This window comes from Bradyrhizobium sp. 482_C4_N1_8 (assembly GCF_052075965.1).
Lineage (GTDB): Bacteria > Pseudomonadota > Alphaproteobacteria > Rhizobiales > Xanthobacteraceae > Bradyrhizobium > Bradyrhizobium barranii.
Genome location: NZ_CP197231.1, coordinates 6,625,359 through 6,640,571, shown reverse-complemented (window position 1 = coordinate 6,640,571; position 15,213 = coordinate 6,625,359). Strand labels below are relative to the sequence as shown.

At 64.9% G+C, this 15,213-nt stretch carries 14 protein-coding genes; 9 read left to right on the top strand and 5 right to left on the bottom strand.

Annotated features, from left to right (window positions below):
* Window positions 1–128: 128 nt before the first annotated feature.
* The 3 genes from AB7Z56_RS31600 (at window position 129) to AB7Z56_RS31590 (ending at window position 4,794) form a co-directional block, all read left to right on the top strand.
* Window positions 129–1,754 carry a helicase HerA-like domain-containing protein gene (locus AB7Z56_RS31600; RefSeq protein ID WP_063984592.1) on the top strand — a complete coding sequence of 542 codons (1,626 nt, stop codon included), beginning with the start codon at window positions 129–131 and terminating at the stop codon, window positions 1,752–1,754.
* Between the two features lie 337 nt (window positions 1,755–2,091).
* A complete protein-coding gene (locus tag AB7Z56_RS31595) occupies window positions 2,092–3,375 on the top strand; it encodes a glycosyltransferase family 87 protein (protein ID WP_187387766.1) in 1,284 nt (427 codons plus the stop codon).
* 24 nt (window positions 3,376–3,399) lie between these two features.
* A complete protein-coding gene (locus AB7Z56_RS31590) occupies window positions 3,400–4,794 on the top strand; it encodes a M20/M25/M40 family metallo-hydrolase (protein ID WP_063984590.1) in 1,395 nt (464 codons plus the stop codon).
* 303 nt (window positions 4,795–5,097) lie between these two features.
* Here AB7Z56_RS31590 and AB7Z56_RS31585 read toward each other — a convergent pair whose 3' ends face one another.
* Together AB7Z56_RS31585 and AB7Z56_RS31580 are read right to left on the bottom strand one after the other, a co-directional pair.
* The gene (locus AB7Z56_RS31585; protein ID WP_028153549.1) at window positions 5,098–5,877 is read right to left on the bottom strand and encodes a class II aldolase/adducin family protein; all 780 of its coding nucleotides are present in this window, start codon (window positions 5,875–5,877) and stop codon (window positions 5,098–5,100) included.
* Between the two features lie 188 nt (window positions 5,878–6,065).
* Window positions 6,066–7,715, bottom strand: a complete 1,650-nt coding sequence (locus AB7Z56_RS31580; protein ID WP_063984589.1) for a glycosyltransferase family 39 protein — start codon at window positions 7,713–7,715, stop codon at window positions 6,066–6,068.
* 312 nt (window positions 7,716–8,027) lie between these two features.
* On the opposite strand from AB7Z56_RS31580, the gene AB7Z56_RS31575 reads away from it, so the two are divergent.
* Together AB7Z56_RS31575 and AB7Z56_RS31570 are read left to right on the top strand one after the other, a co-directional pair.
* Entirely contained in the window at window positions 8,028–8,888 is an 861-nt protein-coding gene (locus tag AB7Z56_RS31575) for a hypothetical protein (protein WP_063984588.1), read from the top strand.
* A 158-nt stretch (window positions 8,889–9,046) separates the two neighbouring features.
* Complete coding sequence (locus AB7Z56_RS31570; RefSeq protein ID WP_063984587.1) at window positions 9,047–9,463, top strand: MucR family transcriptional regulator; 417 nt, start codon at window positions 9,047–9,049, stop codon at window positions 9,461–9,463.
* 5 nt (window positions 9,464–9,468) lie between these two features.
* On the opposite strand, the gene AB7Z56_RS31565 is transcribed toward AB7Z56_RS31570, so the two are convergent.
* A complete protein-coding gene (locus AB7Z56_RS31565; protein WP_028149946.1) occupies window positions 9,469–9,897 on the bottom strand; it encodes a SufE family protein in 429 nt (142 codons plus the stop codon).
* 68 nt (window positions 9,898–9,965) lie between these two features.
* Complete coding sequence (locus AB7Z56_RS31560) at window positions 9,966–10,391, bottom strand: DUF5330 domain-containing protein (RefSeq protein ID WP_063984586.1); 426 nt, start codon at window positions 10,389–10,391, stop codon at window positions 9,966–9,968.
* 409 nt (window positions 10,392–10,800) lie between these two features.
* Here AB7Z56_RS31560 and AB7Z56_RS31555 point away from each other — a divergent pair, with 409 nt between their 5' ends.
* The 3 genes from AB7Z56_RS31555 to AB7Z56_RS31545 are packed head-to-tail and all read left to right on the top strand — an operon-like array spanning window position 10,801 to window position 13,783.
* Window positions 10,801–12,672 (top strand): PAS domain-containing sensor histidine kinase, encoded by a 1,872-nt coding sequence (locus tag AB7Z56_RS31555; protein WP_283018546.1) that lies wholly within the window; start codon window positions 10,801–10,803, stop codon window positions 12,670–12,672.
* The gene (locus AB7Z56_RS31550; RefSeq protein WP_063984584.1) at window positions 12,665–13,381 is read left to right on the top strand and encodes a peptidoglycan-binding domain-containing protein; all 717 of its coding nucleotides are present in this window, start codon (window positions 12,665–12,667) and stop codon (window positions 13,379–13,381) included. Before AB7Z56_RS31555 ends, AB7Z56_RS31550 begins: the two co-directional genes overlap by 8 nt.
* A gap of 57 nt (window positions 13,382–13,438) precedes the next feature.
* A complete protein-coding gene (locus AB7Z56_RS31545; RefSeq protein ID WP_063986550.1) occupies window positions 13,439–13,783 on the top strand; it encodes a DUF1491 family protein in 345 nt (114 codons plus the stop codon).
* Here AB7Z56_RS31545 and AB7Z56_RS31540 read toward each other — a convergent pair.
* The gene (locus AB7Z56_RS31540) at window positions 13,780–14,754 is read right to left on the bottom strand and encodes a DUF2336 domain-containing protein (RefSeq protein ID WP_063984583.1); all 975 of its coding nucleotides are present in this window, start codon (window positions 14,752–14,754) and stop codon (window positions 13,780–13,782) included. The genes AB7Z56_RS31545 and AB7Z56_RS31540 overlap by 4 nt on opposite strands.
* A 255-nt stretch (window positions 14,755–15,009) precedes the next feature.
* Here AB7Z56_RS31540 and AB7Z56_RS31535 point away from each other — a divergent pair, with 255 nt between their 5' ends.
* Window positions 15,010–15,198 carry a hypothetical protein gene (locus AB7Z56_RS31535; protein WP_014496746.1) on the top strand — a complete coding sequence of 63 codons (189 nt, stop codon included), beginning with the start codon at window positions 15,010–15,012 and terminating at the stop codon, window positions 15,196–15,198.
* Window positions 15,199–15,213 lie beyond the last annotated feature (15 nt).

Sequence of the window (15,213 nt, the reverse complement as noted above, 5' to 3'; positions counted from 1 at the left end):
TTTCCGACAATGTCGCATGCTCGGGGCGCGTTGAACGGTTTTAATCCGCACGCGACATGCGTTAAACTACGGAGCAGGTGCATTCGAGTTTCAATAGGCGAAACACGGCAGAGAGATCAGAGAGAAGCATGACCGCACAGGACAGCAAGCTCGGCGACACCGACGACAAGATCTTCGTCGGCAAGGGAGACGAGCAGGCATGGCTGACGCTGGCGCTTGCCAATCGACACGGCCTCGTCACGGGTGCAACCGGGACCGGTAAGACGGTATCGCTGCAAGTCATGGCGGAAGGATTTGCGCGCGCCGGCGTTCCGGTCTTCGCATCCGACATCAAGGGCGACCTCTCCGGCATCTCCGAGGTCGGCGAGGCCAAGGATTTCATTGTCAAGCGTGCCACCGAGATGGGGCTGACGTTCCAGCCCGACCAGTTCTCGACGGTGTTCTGGGACGTGTTCGGCGAACAGGGCCATCCGGTGCGGGCGACCGTCACGGAGATGGGGCCGCTTCTGCTCGCGCGCATGCTCGACCTGAACGACGTGCAGGAAGGAGTGCTCAACGTCGCCTTCCGCGTCGCCGACGACAACGGGCTGACCCTCATCGACATGAAGGATCTGCGCGCGCTGCTCGATGCCATCGTGCCGGATGCCGGCAAGAAGGGGGCGGACGCCGAGGAAAGCCCGCTTGCCGACATCAAGAAGGAGGCCCAGGGTTTTGGCAACGTCACCAAGGCCACCGTCGGCACCATCCAGCGCCAGCTTCTGGTGCTCGAGAACCAGGGCGGCACCAAATTCTTCGGTGAGCCGGCGCTGACGCTGAAGGACTTCATGAAGACCGACCGCGACGGCCGCGGCATGGTCAACATCCTTGTTGCCGACAAGCTGCTGCAGAGTCCACGGCTTTACGCGACATTCCTGCTGTGGATGCTGTCAGAATTGTTCGAAGAGCTGCCCGAGGCCGGCGACCTGCCGAAGCCGAAGCTGGTGTTCTTCTTCGACGAGGCACATCTGTTGTTCAACGATGCGCCGAAGGCGTTGATGGACAAGATCGAGCAGGTGGTGCGTTTGATCCGGTCCAAGGGCGTCGGCGTCTATTTCGTGACGCAAAACCCCGTCGACGTGCCCGACCGCGTGCTCGGGCAATTGGGCAACCGTGTGCAGCATGCGCTGCGTGCCTTCACCCCGCGCGACCAGAAAGCGGTCGCCGCAGCGGCCCAGACCTTCCGGCCCAACCCGAAGCTCGACACCGCCAAGGTGATCATGGAGCTCGGCAAGGGCGAGGCGCTGGTGTCCTTCCTCGAAGGCAACGGCACGCCGACGATGGTCGAGCGTGTCATGATCCGGCCGCCATCGGCCCGCATCGGATCGATCACGCCGGAAGAGCGCAAGGCGATCATGGATGCGAGCCCGGTGAAGGGCAAATACGACACCGCTGTCGATGCCGAATCTGCCTACGAGATGATCCAGAAGCGGATTGCCGGCACGGCTGCGACTGCCGATGCCGGTGCGGCCGACGGAGGTGGCGGCGGCATTCTCGGCCAGATCGGCTCGATGGTCGGCACCATCTTCGGCACCAACGTCAAGCGCGGCCGCCTGTCGGCGGGCCAGGTCATTGCGCGCGACGTGACGCGATCGGTCACCAACCAGGTGATCGGGGGGATGGCGGCCAATCTCGGCAAATCGGTCGCCGGCCAGCTCGGTGGCTCGATCGGCCGCACCCTGGTGCGAGGCGCGCTCGGCGGGCTGCTGCGTCGTTAGGCAGAGAAGCCAGGTTTGAGGCACCAAGCCTCCACAGCGTCATCGCCGGGCTTGTCCCGGCCATCCACGCCTTACTTGCAGCTCTAAGAACCTGGATGCCCGGGCCTTCGCCTCGCCGAAGCGGCTTCGGCCGCGCAGGCGGGACAATCCCGGGCATGACGAGATCTCGCGAGTGTTTAGATGCGATTGCCCCGCACGCCGGGCGAGGCCGAACACCATAAATTCAGGTGAGGGGGGTTCTCCAAGCGTCCGTCGGTCTGCTACGTGCTATTTGTTGCCGACGGGACATAATGTGACATCACCGAATCTATCAGACAAACTTGGCCCGCACAGAGCCTTGTCGCTACGTGCGCCGCTCGATCTGCTCTTCCTGATCTGCTGCGTCCTCCTGACCGCCGACGTGCTCGTTCCCGAGATATTCGGCCACGGCAAGACCAAGGATTATGGGCTGTGGTACTGGGCCGGACAGCAGGTGCTGCACGGCGGGTCGCTCTATCCCGACGAGATCGGCGAGTATTTCGAATTCATCTATCCACCGCTGCCGGCGATCCTGCTGGCGATCCCGAGCTGGTTCGGCAAGATCCCGCTCTATGTCGTGCTGTCGATCCTGAACGTGGTGGCATGGTGGTACACGGGCAACTTCTCCAATGCCATGACGGGATCGGGCCGCAGGCCCGGCCCGTGGCTCGAAGCGCTGCCGGCCATCGTCACCGTGACCTTCGTGTTCGACATGTTCGACCTCGGCCAGCCGAACCTCGTGCTGCTGGCGATGATGCTGTGGGGCTTCTGGTCGTTGCAGCATCAGCGCTCCTGGCTCGCAGGCTTCCTGTTCGCGCTCGCCACCGCCATCAAGGTGTTTCCGATCGCGGTGCTGCCCTATCTGATCTGGCGCAGGAAGTGGGCGGCCACCGTCGCGACGGTCGCTTTCACCGGCATCCTTCTCTATGTCGTGCCTGCACCGATCCGCGGCTTCGAGCGCAACGCGGCCGAGCTCAAGACCTGGTATCAGGGCATGGTCGGCACGAGCTCGGAAAAGGGCTTTGGCCAGCGCGACGAGCAGAACTGGTCGTGGGTCAACCAGTCGCTGATTGCCGTCACGCATCGCCTGGTCCGCCCGATCAACTACAATCAGGAAGATCCCAGCAAGCCACCGCGCACGATGAATGTCATCGACGTCGACTACAAGACGGCGAACTTGATCGTGCTGGCGTTATCGGCGTTGCTCGGGCTCGGCTTCCTCGCGGTGATGCCGTCGCAAGCGCGGCGAACGGCGCGCTCGGATGCGGAGGAGCTCGGCATCCTGTTCTGCCTGATGACGGTGGCATCGCCGCTGGCGCGGCAATACTACTTCATGTGGCTGTTCTTCCCGATGACGGTGCTGATGCATCGCGCCGCCTTCGACGCGCGACCGAACGTGCGGCTGGGAACCTGGCTCGCGCTGGGCGCCGCCGGCATCCTCATGCTGCTGTCGCTGCCGTGGTTTCCCAATGTCATCCAGGCCTGGGGCAATAACCTTGTCGCGACCGCCATTCTTGCGGGTAGCCTCGCATGGCACATCCGGCATCCGCCGGTTGCGGCTGGCTCCGAGGCTGCGGCAGCGCTAAAACCCGGTACCTCTTGAGACTCAAAAGTCAGGAATACGACCATGGCCAATGCGCAGCTTCAATCGGTGCTCGATCACATCGACAAGGATTTTGACAACAGCCTGGAGCGTCTGTTCTCGCTGTTGCGGATCAAGTCGATCTCTGCGGATCCGGCTTTTGCCGCCGACTGCAAGGCCGCGGCCGAGCATCTCGCCAAGGACATCGCGAGCCTCGGTGTCGCCACTGAAGTGCGCCCGACCGCCGGCCATCCCGCCATCGTCGGCAAGACCGGGGCCGGCGGACGGCCGCATGTGATTTTCTACGGCCATTACGACGTGCAGCCGGTCGATCCGCTCGATCTCTGGCACCGTCCGCCGTTCGAGCCTGCCGTGACCGACCACGCCGACGGCCGCAAGATCATCGTCGCGCGCGGCGCCGAGGACGACAAGGGCCAGGTCATGACCTTCGTCGAGGCCTGCCGCGCCTGGAAGAAAGTGACCGGCTCGCTGCCGATCGACATCACCTTCCTGATCGAAGGCGAGGAGGAGGTCGGCTCCAAGAATTTCGTGCCGTTCATCGAGGCCAACAAGGACGAGTTCAAAGCGGACTACGTGCTGGTCTGCGACACCGGCATGTGGGACCGCAACACGCCCGCGATCACGACGTCGCTTCGCGGTCTGCTCTATGAAGAGCTGAAGATCACCGCCGCCAATCGCGATTTGCATTCCGGCGTGTTCGGCGGCAGCGCCATGAACCCGATCCGGGTGCTGACGAAAATCCTGGGCGGCCTGTTCGACGACGACAACCGCATCACCATCCCCGGCTTCTATGACGGCGTGAAGGATCTGCCGCCCGATATCCTGGAGCAGTGGAAGAAGCTGAACCTCACGCCGGAGATGTTCCTCAAGCCGATCGGTCTGTCGATCCCCGCCGGCGAGAAGGGCCGGCTGCTGATCGAGCAGGCCTCGTCGCGTCCGACCTGCGACGTCAACGGCATCTGGGGCGGCTATATCGGCGAAGGCTCCAAGACGGTGATCCCGTCGCACGCCTCGGCCAAGGTCTCGTTCCGCCTGGTCGAGGGGCAGGACCCCCAGAAGATCCGCAAGGCTTTTCGCGACTACGTGGCGGCGCGGCTTCCGGGCGACTGCAAGGTCGAGTTCGGCGATCATTCCGCCGCGCCCGCGGTGGCGCTCGACTGGAACATGAAACCGCTCGCCGCCGCCAGCAAGGCGCTGACCGAGGAGTGGGGCAAGGAGACCGTGCTGATGGGTTCGGGCGCCTCGATCCCGATCGTCGCCGATTTCAAGCGGACGCTTGGGCTCGACTCGCTGCTGGTCGGCTTCGGATTGGACGACGACAACATCCATTCGCCGAACGAGAAATACGACCTGCGGAGTTTCCAGAAGGGCATCCGCTCCTGGGCGCGGATCCTCGCTGCGCTCGCGGACGTGACATAGGCGCGGTGCCGTAGGGTGGGCAAAGGCGCAAAGCGCCGTGCCCACCATCTCTCCGCGATCGCCTTCGCTCTTCGAGCTACGGCGGACGAGTCGCTTTGCCCACCCTACGAAGACTCTCTCCTCGTCATTGCGAGCGTAGCGAAGCAACCCAGAATCCCTCCACGGGCACAGTCTGGATTGCTTCGTCGCTTCGCTCCTCGCAATGACGGCGCAAATAAAAACGCCGCCCGGAATTGGGCGGCGTTTCATTCCAAAAGGCGTAGAGGTTCATTGAACGCTACCCTACACCAAATCCGCAAAATCTCAAGACCGGTAGCCCGGAAGCTCGCGGTCGAGCTTGCGCAGCAGCGGCGGCCAGACCAGGTTGGTGGCGCGCAGCTCGGCGCGGTCGCGGTTGGCGAGCAGCTCGGTGTTCTTCTCGATCGCAATCTCCTCAACCGGGTAGACCGGCGTGCCCAGAGCGCGCGTGCGCACCTGCATCGAGCAGGCGCGCTCGAGATGGTACATGCGCTCGAACGCGGAGGCGACCGACCGGCCGACCGTCAGCGTGCCGTGGTTACGCAGCAGCATGTGGTTGTGGTCGCCGAGGTCCTTCTGCAGCCGCGGCCGCTCGTCGTGATCGAGCGCGATGCCCTCGTAGTCGTGATAGGCGAGGTCGTGGGTGACGAGCTGGGCGGTCTGGTTCAGCGGCAGCAGCCCTTCCGCGCTGCTCGACACCGCGGTGCCGTCGAGCGTGTGGAGATGCAGCACGCAGATTGCGTCCTCGCGCACCTCGTGGATCGCCGAATGGATGGTGAACCCGGCCGGGTTGATGCTGTACTCGCTCTCGGAGAGCTGGTTGCCGTGCAGGTCGACCTTGACGAGGCTCGATGCCGTGATCTCGTCGAACATCAGTCCGTAGGGGTTGATGAGGAAATGATGGTCGGGGCCGGGCACGCGGGCGGAGATGTGGGTGTCGACCAGATCGTCCCAGCCGTACAGCGAGACGAGGCGGTAGCAGGCGGCGAGATTGACCCGTTGCTGCCACTCCGCCTCCGTCATGTTCGACGGCACTTCCTTCAGGCGCGCTTCCGCTGGCGACATGGCTTATCTCTCCGAACATCGTTGTTGCGGGGAGGGAGCGTAGTCGCGGGTGAGGCTGGCGGCAAGGCGGTCAAATCGCAGCAGCCACGCGTAGCCCGCATGGAGCCAACGGGTCGGCGCGAAGCGCCGCCCGATGACAGGCTCCGCGAAATGGGGGGCGCCTTCCCGAAAGCTCCCGGAGAAAATTATTACGGCGCCGGGATCGACAGCAGGCTGGAAATGCTACGGCCGCGGATGTCGTAGACGCGGGCGAACACCACGTCGTCGCGCTTGATCTCGACCATCACGGGCGCAGTGAGGCCCTTGCAGTAGAACTCGCCGAGCGTCATCGCGAAATCGGCCGCGTTGGAATCCCAGCCGATGGTGAAGTCGGGCCCGAGCGCGACCTGGGCCGGGCGCTGCGGACCGCACACCGCGACCTTCCATTTGCGGTTGCCCGGCGCCACTTCCTGCCGCTCGACGATCTGCTCGCGCAATTCGTCCGAGGCCTGCTTCAGCGCAAGGCCCCAATAGTCCAGCATGAAGCGGTCGTCGGCGCCGCGCACGGTGCCGGCGATGTGGTTGAAGTGCGTGTATTGATAGGGATGCAGCCGGATCATCTCGGCCAGCGACAGCGCGAGGCCGAAGCAGAAGGTCGCGAGCACGACGGGCTGCCAGGTGCGGTGGTTGGTGCGCAGGCGCTCCATGGCCCAGGCAAAGGCGACGCCGCCGAGCACCGCCATCGGCGGGATCACGAAGACGAAATGGCGGATGCCGTTGTACAGCGCCGGCCGCTTTACCATCGCGATCGCGAGCGGCAGGGTCGCCGCCAGCGTCAGCATCAAGAGGATGGTCTTGCGGCGCGCCGGAACCTCGCGGCGCGGCAGCATCGCGAAGGTGCTAACCACGGCGCCGCCCATCAGCACCAGCATCACCTCGGGAAGCTGCAGCGCGAACAGCGTCGGCAGATAGGACCAGGGCATGTCGGGCACGGACACGATCGCGCCGTCGAACATCTCCTTCCAGGGCTTCTCGAAGAAGTGCGAGAAATAGGTCAGGGCCTCGAAGGGATTGCCGGGCTCCATGATCGACCACGGCCAGATCAGGCCCATCACGAGATAGCCGAACACGAGGCCGGGCAGCAGCACGTAGACGACATGGGCGAAGCGGCGGGCTGCTTCGCGGGCGCCTTCGGTGCGCAGCTCCTCCAGGAACAGCGGCATGAAGCCGATCATGGCGTAGACCAGTGCGAGGCCGCCGAGGACGCGGCAGCCGAGCGAGAGGCCGGCACCCAGGCCGACGATCAGGATTGTGCGCGGCGACGGCTGCGGATATTCCTCGGCGAGACGGACGAGGCCCAGCATCAGGATGATCATGGCCACCGCGAAGGGCGCATCCTTCGGGTTCATGAACATGTGGCCGTAGAAGATCGGGCAGAGCGCGAGCAGCAGGAGCGCGGCAAGACCGGCAAGGGGCCCGCCGATGCGGCGGCCGAGCCGCCACGTCACCGCAAGCCCGATCACGCCGACCATGGCGCCGAGCATGCGTCGCGTCTCGAACAGCTCGAGCGGAATGACCTTGTGCAGGAGAGCCGCGACCATGTCGAAGCCGCCGCCATACATGTAGAGATTCGCGAAAGAGAGCGCCGCGGTGTCCCTGAAGCCGGAACCGAACATGCGCAGCAGCAGGTCGGCATATTCAGCGTGGGTGTAATCGTCCCAGCCGAGCCCGTAGTCGCGGAAGGTCAAGCCTGCAATGACGGCGACCGCAGCCAGCACCAGCATGGCGAGATCGTCGCAAGTCCGTTCAACCGAGCGCCGCAGAGGCGTGTCGATCGCCGAAGTCGTGATGGATGTCATGGCTATTGGTGACCCGGAATCCCCTCTTGGCCCTGCTGGTGCCCGCGGGCCACTTCCCCGGAATCCCTATAGCGCAGTTCCATTACCAAGTAATTGGGCATTATGGCTAAAATCCTGATGCGACGCAGCAAATCCAGACAGTTGAGAGCAGGTTAGAAGTAGCGGGTGGTAGCTGAAGGGAATGTGAATAAGTCCCTGATATCCTTCCCTTTAGGAACGCAGGCTCTAATTCGCCGTTGGCGTGGAACACCGTATGACGGTATCGTGGCGTAACGGGTGTCGCGCACGGCTGCGCGACCAGGGGTGAGTTCGATGAGCTTGGCATTGTTGATTGTGGGGATTTTCGCCGTCCTGGCGGGCCTCCTTACGATCCTGTTCGGCTTCACCGTTAGGGAGGCCAGCCTCGGTAGCACCCTCATAATCTCCGGCACCATTGGCGTCTGCTCCGGAATGTTACTGGCCGGCCTTTACGTCGTGGTCGTGGAACTGAAGGGCATCGCCCGCCGGCTGGCCGGATCGGCCGCGCCGGCCGAGGTTCGGGTCAGGCCCGTGCTGCCGGGCCTCGCGGTGCCTGGCGCGCCAGTGTCCGAGCCGTTCCCGGCACCGGCGACGAAAACCGAGCCACCACCGGCCGCGGGTCTGCCGCCGTGGCAGAGCGAGGCCGCCGCGCGCGAGCGGCCGCGCGCCGAACCGCCGCCGGAGCCGGAAGCTCCGACACCGCCTGCGGCTCCGGAAGCGCCGCGCCGCCGCAACCTGTTGTTCGCATCGTCCTCCCGCAAGGAGCGCGAGCGCGCGGAGGCGAAGGCGACAGAGAGCTTGCCGCCGCAGCCTCATGACGAGCCCACGGAACCGGCCGGCCCGGAGAGTCAGCCGGCGAGCTTCGACGATGCCTGGCCGAGGCCGGACCGTATGCGGCCACCGGAACCGCCGGCCGCCGGGCGTCGCCCGCCGCCGCGCTCCCCGTCGATCTTTACCGAGCCCGGCCCGCCGCCGCCTCCCCCCGAACCGACGCCGGTCGAGCAGGCGCCCGTGACCGTGCTCAAATCGGGTATCGTCGACGGCATGGCCTATTCGCTCTATTCCGATGGCTCGATCGAAGCGCAGATGCCGGAAGGCATGATGCGCTTCGCCTCGATCGACGAACTGCGCGCCCATCTCGACCAGCGGTCCTGAGGCCGCCGCGTCCAAGTAGAGCGCCATCGTTCTTGTCACTTCGTCAGTAATCAGCTCATATTCGTCAGTCGTCTTATTTCGGCCGAATGTATTGTTGACACGGAATACTTAGGCGTCGTCTCTCCGGCGAGACGCAAGGTCAGGGAAAGGTCGGGCCCATGTCGGATAACGGGGCTAAGAATTTCATCGAGCTGACGGCGAGCATCGTGTCCGCCTATGTCGGCAACAACCCGACGCCGGCGGCCGATATCCCGAACCTGATCAGCCAGGTGCATGGCGCCTTGGTGCGCGTCTCGTCAGGCCGCACCGAGACCGCGCCGCTCGAGCCGGCCAAGCCGGCGGTGTCGCTGAAGAAGTCGATCGCGCCGGACTATCTGGTCTGTCTGGAAGACGGCAAGCGCTTCAAGTCGCTGAAGCGCCATCTGCGCACCCAGTACAACATGACGCCGGAGCAATATCGCGAGAAATGGGGCCTGCCGGCCGACTATCCCATGGTCGCGCCGAACTACGCGGTGGCGCGCTCGCAACTGGCAAAGCAGATGGGACTGGGACAGCAGCAGCGGAAGCGGAAGTAACCGCTTCAGGTGGCTTCCGCGAGCGCCTCTTTCGCGTCGGTCTTGATGCGCTCGACCATCGAGCGCAGGCCGTTGGAGCGCTGCGGCGTCAGATGATCGCGAAAGCCGAATTCGTTGAACACCGCGATCGCGTCGGTCGCAAGGATCTGCTGTGGCGTGCGGCCGGAGTAAAGCGAGAGCACGATCGCGACCAGCCCGCGCACGATGTGGGCGTCACTGTCGCCGCGATATTTCAGGATCGGGGCGCCGCCATCGCGATCGACCAGCTTCTGGAGCCAGACCTGGCTGACGCAGCCATTCACCTTGTTCTCGGCCGAATGCTCGGATTCGGGCATCGGTTCCAGGGTGCGGCCGAGCTCGATGACGTACCGGTAGCGGTCGTCCCACTCGTCCAGGAGCTCGAAATTGTCCCTGATTTCGTCGATCGTCGTCATGCTGGCCCAATGTTCCCGTTCAGGCCAATATAAGGATGCGAGGAGGCGAAATCGATAGGGTTTGGCCGCTAATTCGCCGGCGCCGCCGCAGGGCCGCGCCATTCCAGCGCGAGGTCGTCCTGGCTCAGGGTGTCGCGCGGCGCCTCGCCCGAGGCGGCATCGCCTTCGCCGGCCAGCGCGATCGAGCCGGTATGATCGGGCGCCTTCTTGTCGGTCTTCTCGAGCTGTTCTTTCTTGTCGTTGATGATCTGGTAGATCTTCTTCGCGCCGTCCTGTGCGCGCTGGCCGATGATGGTCGCGGCCTGGCCGCCGACCTCGCAGGCCGCCGGCTGGCGCTTGCAGAACTGGGTCACGTCGGAGACGGCCGCGGTCGCAGCCTGCACCGCATCGGCGGCGCCGATCTGCGGCAGCTTCTCCGATTCGGGCGTCTTGTCCCGCGGCAGGAGCACCAGCACCAGCCCGAGCCAGAATGTGATGCGGAGCAGAAAGCGCATCTTATCGACCTGTATGTTAGATCCCGCCGCGGCGATGCCCGCGAGGCGCCGGACCTAGCAACTCTCGATAAATCGCAAGTGATTGCCTTCCGCTTAATTCGCGGAAAATCTACGCAAGAATCTTCCCGAACCGCCACGTCGTAAATTTTCGATTGACGCCGGAGCCCCGTGATTCCGGTGGCGCCGCTTGTCCACCAATTCGAAACCATGCGGGGACTGGTGAAACCCTGTGTTCACCATCCCCGATGATGACGTGGTCAAATCGCCTAAAAATCTCCGCGATGACACAGTGTCCGGCGGCGGGCCGCATTGCCTTAGCACTCGTTTAAGGTCGCTCTGACACGGTGGCTCAACGATAAGGAGGCGTTCCGGCGCGTCTTCTCGACGAGTGGGCCGAAGCGCGAGACCCGTGACAGTTTTGAGTATCATCCGCGATTGTCTCGATGCACTGCTGCATCCCTCCGCGCGTTACGACGCGCTGACGCGAGCGCGCCATCGCGCCTTCATGGCGCCGCGGCTGCTCGGCAGCCTGGCCGCGTTTGCCGCATTCCCGGTCTATCTCGCCACGCGCGGCGTGCCGAGCGCGATCGAGGTCGCCGCCTTCGCGTGGCTGATCGCCCCCATTCTCCTGTCATGGTTCCTGTCGCGCACCGGCCGCTATGAAGGCGCCCATGTGCTGTCGTCGCTGGCGCTCGCCGGCCTGATCATGGCGGTTGCCGGCACCACCGGCGGCATCGAATCATTCGCTGCGATCTGGCTGGTCGTGGTTCCCCTGGAAGCCGCGTTGTCGGCCTCGCGCCGCGTCGCGGCCTTTGCCTCCCTGCTTGCGCTGTCCTGCGCCGGCGTCCTGATCTTTGCCGGCCAGCTCGGCTGGCTTCCGGCTGGAGACGCCAGCGCCGCACAACGCGGCGTGCTGATGGCGTTCGGCGTCGCCTCGGCGACGCTCTATGCCGCGGGCCTCGCCTTCGGTGCGGAATCGCTCGCGCGCACCAGCGTTGCACTGCTGTTGCGCGAGGAAGAGCGCTATCGGCTGCTGGCGCGCAACATGAGCGACGTCATCTCGCGGCATCGGCGCAACGGCGCGGTGCAGTTCATCTCGCCGGCGGTGGAAGCCATGCTCGGCATGCCCGTCGCGCAGCTGCTCGGCCACGGCCTGTTCGACCGCGTCCATGTCGCCGATCGTCCGGCCTATCTCACCGCGCTCTCCGATGCCGCGCGCGGCGACGTGCGCAGCGTCGAGTTCCGGCTGCGGCGGGAGCCGGCCGGATCGGAGCGTGGCCAGGTCGATTTCATCTGGGTCGAGATGCGCTGCCGGCCGCTCGACCAGGATATCGGCCGCCAGGATATTGACGGCGATGCCACGCGCGAGGCGGAAGTCGTCGGCGTGATGCGCGACGTCACCGATCGCAAGCTCGCGGAGCAGGCGCTCGATCAGGCGCGCAGCGCCGCGGAAGCGGCCGATGCTGCCAAGACCCGCTTCCTCGCCACCATGAGCCACGAGCTGCGCACGCCGCTCAACGCCATCATCGGTTTCTCCGAGATGATCGCGCAGGAGCAGACCCTGATGCTGGGTGCGGCCCAACGCAAGGAATATGCCCAGCTCATCAACGATTCCGGCCAGCATCTGCTGTCGGTCGTCAACGGCATCCTCGACATGTCGAAGATGGAATCGGGCAATTTCGAGATTGCGTCGGAACCGTTCACGCCGCGCGCCTCTCTGATGCATTGCTGCAATCTGCTGGCGCTGAAGGCGCGGGAGAACGGCATCGACCTCATCACCGATGCGCCGCAGGACCTGCCTGTCATGACCGGCGATCCGCGCGCCTTCAAGCAGATCGTGCTCAATCTCGTCGCCAACGCCATCAAGTTCACCGAGCGCGGCGGTCAGGTCGCCGTATCGGCCGCGGTGTCCGGATCGCAGCTCGCGCTGCGCATCAGCGACACCGGTGTCGGCATTGCGGCCGATGATCTCAAGCGCATCGGTGCGCCGTTCTTCCAGGCCGGGAAGACCTATCAGCGCCGTCACGAAGGCACGGGTCTCGGGCTTTCGATCGTGAAGAGTCTGGTGGCGTTGCATCTCGGCGAATTGACTGTACAAAGCAGGCTCGGCGAGGGCACCTCCGTCACCGTCAGATTGCCGCTCGTCTACACGCCGCCGCAGGCCAAGACGTCCGATAGAATGGCGGCCGAGAGCAAGATCGCGACGCTGACGCCGGTGCCGCGCCAGGAGCTTCAGGACCAATCTCACGACCAACCAGCTCTGGTGAAGAAAAGTGCCTAAGAAGTCTGCCAAGGACGAAGCCGCTCCGCGCCGCCGTGGCGCCAAGGCCGCGGTCATCGATGTCGAGACCGAGCGCAATCTTGCGATGCGCATCCTGCTGCACAGTCCCAAGGACACGCTGGCCGGTCTCGTCGCCGTCGCCGCAGTCAGCGCGATCGTTGCCAACGCGCTGTTCCTTCAGACCGGCCGGCATCCGGCGCCGATGTTCGGCACCGTGATCAATCTTCCCGCGCCGTCGTCCGTGCCGCTGTCGAACCCCTTGCCGCGTCCGCGCCCCGTCGGCGCGGATACCTCGCCGCTGGAGCCGAGAGCGACGGAATTCCGCGCCGAGCCCAAGCCTGTCGAGCGCGCCGCCGAGAAGGCCCCCGAGAAGCCGGTCGAGGCGACGGCATCGACGCCGCGCGCGGGCGATCCGATGACCAATCTGGTCAAGCAAACGACGTCGGCGCCGCCGCAATCCGTCGCCATCGCGCGTCCGCCGGCGCCGATTCCCGTCGCGCAGAGTCCGGCCGCGCGGCGTATCGCCGGCGTGCAGCGCGCGCTATCCGAATACGGCTATGGCAATTTGAAGATCACGGGCACGATGGGCGCAGAGACGCAGTCCGCGATCCAGAAATTCGAGCGCGAGCACAAGATGCAGGTGACGGGTCAGGTCTCCGACCGCCTGCTGCGCGAGCTCGGAGCCGCGATCGGCCACCCCGTCGAATAAGCGTCATTGTTGTGCGAAGGCTGGTGCTGATTGCAGCACTGGCCTATCGTGCTCTTCATGCGTTTGAAATCAAACATTTGGGTTTCCGCCTACCTGCGCCGGTGCCAGACCGAAGGCGTGTTCGGGGCGGTGCGTCGTCGCGGTGCCGAGGAGGCGGGCGCGGTATTCGTGAAGGTGTCGCTGCTCGACGGCAACGCGATGCTGTACGTACCGGCGCCGCAGACCGTCTATGACGACGGCCGGCCGGTCGATCGCTTCTTCGTGCCACTTGCCGCGCAGCCGATGCCTGAGCCAGCGGTCGAGGAGCGCCTCACCAAGGAAATCCGCTTCGATCCGGACGCCTGGATCGTCGAGACCGAGGACCGCAAAGGTCGTCACTTCCTCGAATTGGCGAAGACCTAGCGGTCCGATCCGTCGGTGCCCGTCCGCACCGCAGGCGCCGAGCCCGGCTGCACGCCCGGCCGGGTCTGGCTGGCGCCCGCACGCGGGCGTTGGCGTTCGCTGTCATGCAGCGACGACTGGTATTTTGCGCGCGTGACTGCGAGCGTCGAGCCGCGCCAGGCCGCCAGCATCACCAGCGCGGAGCGGTCGCTGAGCCGGTCGTAGAGCCGCGACAACCGGTACACCGCATCGACCGACGTGCCGATCTCCGGCTTGAAGAACAGGAGGATGCGCTGGAAGTTCGGGCTCGGCATGTCGAGCGCGCGCGCGGCGATTGCGAGCGCTTCGCCACCGGCATCGTCGACGATCTGGGCTGCGACGCGCGAGGGCAGGATCAGGCTGTCGCCGAGCTCGTAGGTGAAATTCTCGACATCGTTGGCGATTGCCGCCATCTCCAGGATCTGGAGCGCGCGCTTGGCACGCACGGTCGGAATCCGCGGCGCGGCCTTCAGCGGGGTTTGCGCCAGATTGTGCAGGACCAGCGCGCGCTGGGTCGCATCGGCGCGGAAGAACATGTCGTGGATCTCGGCCGCTTCCTTCGGCTGCATCGCCATGTTGGCGGCCATGCGCAACTCGGCGTCGGTCGGCGTGCGAGCTGGCGAAGCCGCCTGCGGGGAGCTGCGAATTTCGCGCGCGAGCGGAACCCTGCGGCCTTCCTGGGTCGCAACCAGCCCGAGTTTCTGCAGGACCGGGACGGGCGTCTGCGGATAGATCGCAAGCTTCGCCTTGACGGCCGCGCGCGTCGCATCGTCGACCTGGTCGATCAGCCGCGTCGCAAGCTCGATGAACTGGCGCTGCTCGTCGTCGCTGTGGGTGGGCGCCTGGACATAGAGGTCCGTCAGCACGCGCAGCAGCGTCGGGCGAACATCAACGCCTTCGCGACGGGAGAGGCTCATCAGCCCGTCGAATCCGGGAAACAGCGACTTGGTCATGGAGAGATACGCGACCTGGAAAAGATACTCGTCCGCGAGCCTAACGCAGGTTCCTTTAAAGGCTCGTTAAGGAAAACGAGGCGTGAAGTCGACCCCATCATTTCAGGTGTTGTCGTCCCGCAACGGGACGCGGGAGGCCGCCCGTGAAGTTACGGTCCGGAAGGCGCGTTTACACCCCGTTAACCATGAACTGATCTTAATGAACGCACGTTGCACCAGCGCGCTCGGTCGCGCGGCAATTGATAGAGAGCTGATATGGGGACCATTATCGAATTTCCGGCCGGTCGCCGGGCAGGCTCGTCGGGGGATGCCACGCCGCGTACGGAAACGGGAACGATTCTGATCCTCCCCGTGATCCGCATCGAGCGCCAGACGGAAGAAACCAGCGGCGATCGCGGGCCGGAGCAGGGCACAGCGCCGGGGCGCCGTCGTCGTCGCCGCTAGCATCCGGCTTTTGCA

What these genes read in the sequence shown, in the direction of transcription:
- AB7Z56_RS31545 (WP_063986550.1), top strand. Translation starts at nt 13,439, where the DNA reads ATGCGTTTGAAATCAAACATTTGGGTTTCCGCCTACCTGCGCCGGTGC.
- AB7Z56_RS31540 (WP_063984583.1), bottom strand. Translation starts at nt 14,754, where the DNA reads ATGACCAAGTCGCTGTTTCCCGGATTCGACGGGCTGATGAGCCTCTCC.
- AB7Z56_RS31590 (WP_063984590.1), top strand. Translation starts at nt 3,400, where the DNA reads ATGGCCAATGCGCAGCTTCAATCGGTGCTCGATCACATCGACAAGGAT.
- AB7Z56_RS31580 (WP_063984589.1), bottom strand. Translation starts at nt 7,715, where the DNA reads ATGACATCCATCACGACTTCGGCGATCGACACGCCTCTGCGGCGCTCG.
- AB7Z56_RS31565 (WP_028149946.1), bottom strand. Translation starts at nt 9,897, where the DNA reads ATGACGACGATCGACGAAATCAGGGACAATTTCGAGCTCCTGGACGAG.
- AB7Z56_RS31535 (WP_014496746.1), top strand. Translation starts at nt 15,010, where the DNA reads ATGGGGACCATTATCGAATTTCCGGCCGGTCGCCGGGCAGGCTCGTCG.
- AB7Z56_RS31560 (WP_063984586.1), bottom strand. Translation starts at nt 10,391, where the DNA reads ATGCGCTTTCTGCTCCGCATCACATTCTGGCTCGGGCTGGTGCTGGTG.
- AB7Z56_RS31600 (WP_063984592.1), top strand. Translation starts at nt 129, where the DNA reads ATGACCGCACAGGACAGCAAGCTCGGCGACACCGACGACAAGATCTTC.
- AB7Z56_RS31570 (WP_063984587.1), top strand. Translation starts at nt 9,047, where the DNA reads ATGTCGGATAACGGGGCTAAGAATTTCATCGAGCTGACGGCGAGCATC.
- AB7Z56_RS31585 (WP_028153549.1), bottom strand. Translation starts at nt 5,877, where the DNA reads ATGTCGCCAGCGGAAGCGCGCCTGAAGGAAGTGCCGTCGAACATGACG.
- AB7Z56_RS31575 (WP_063984588.1), top strand. Translation starts at nt 8,028, where the DNA reads ATGAGCTTGGCATTGTTGATTGTGGGGATTTTCGCCGTCCTGGCGGGC.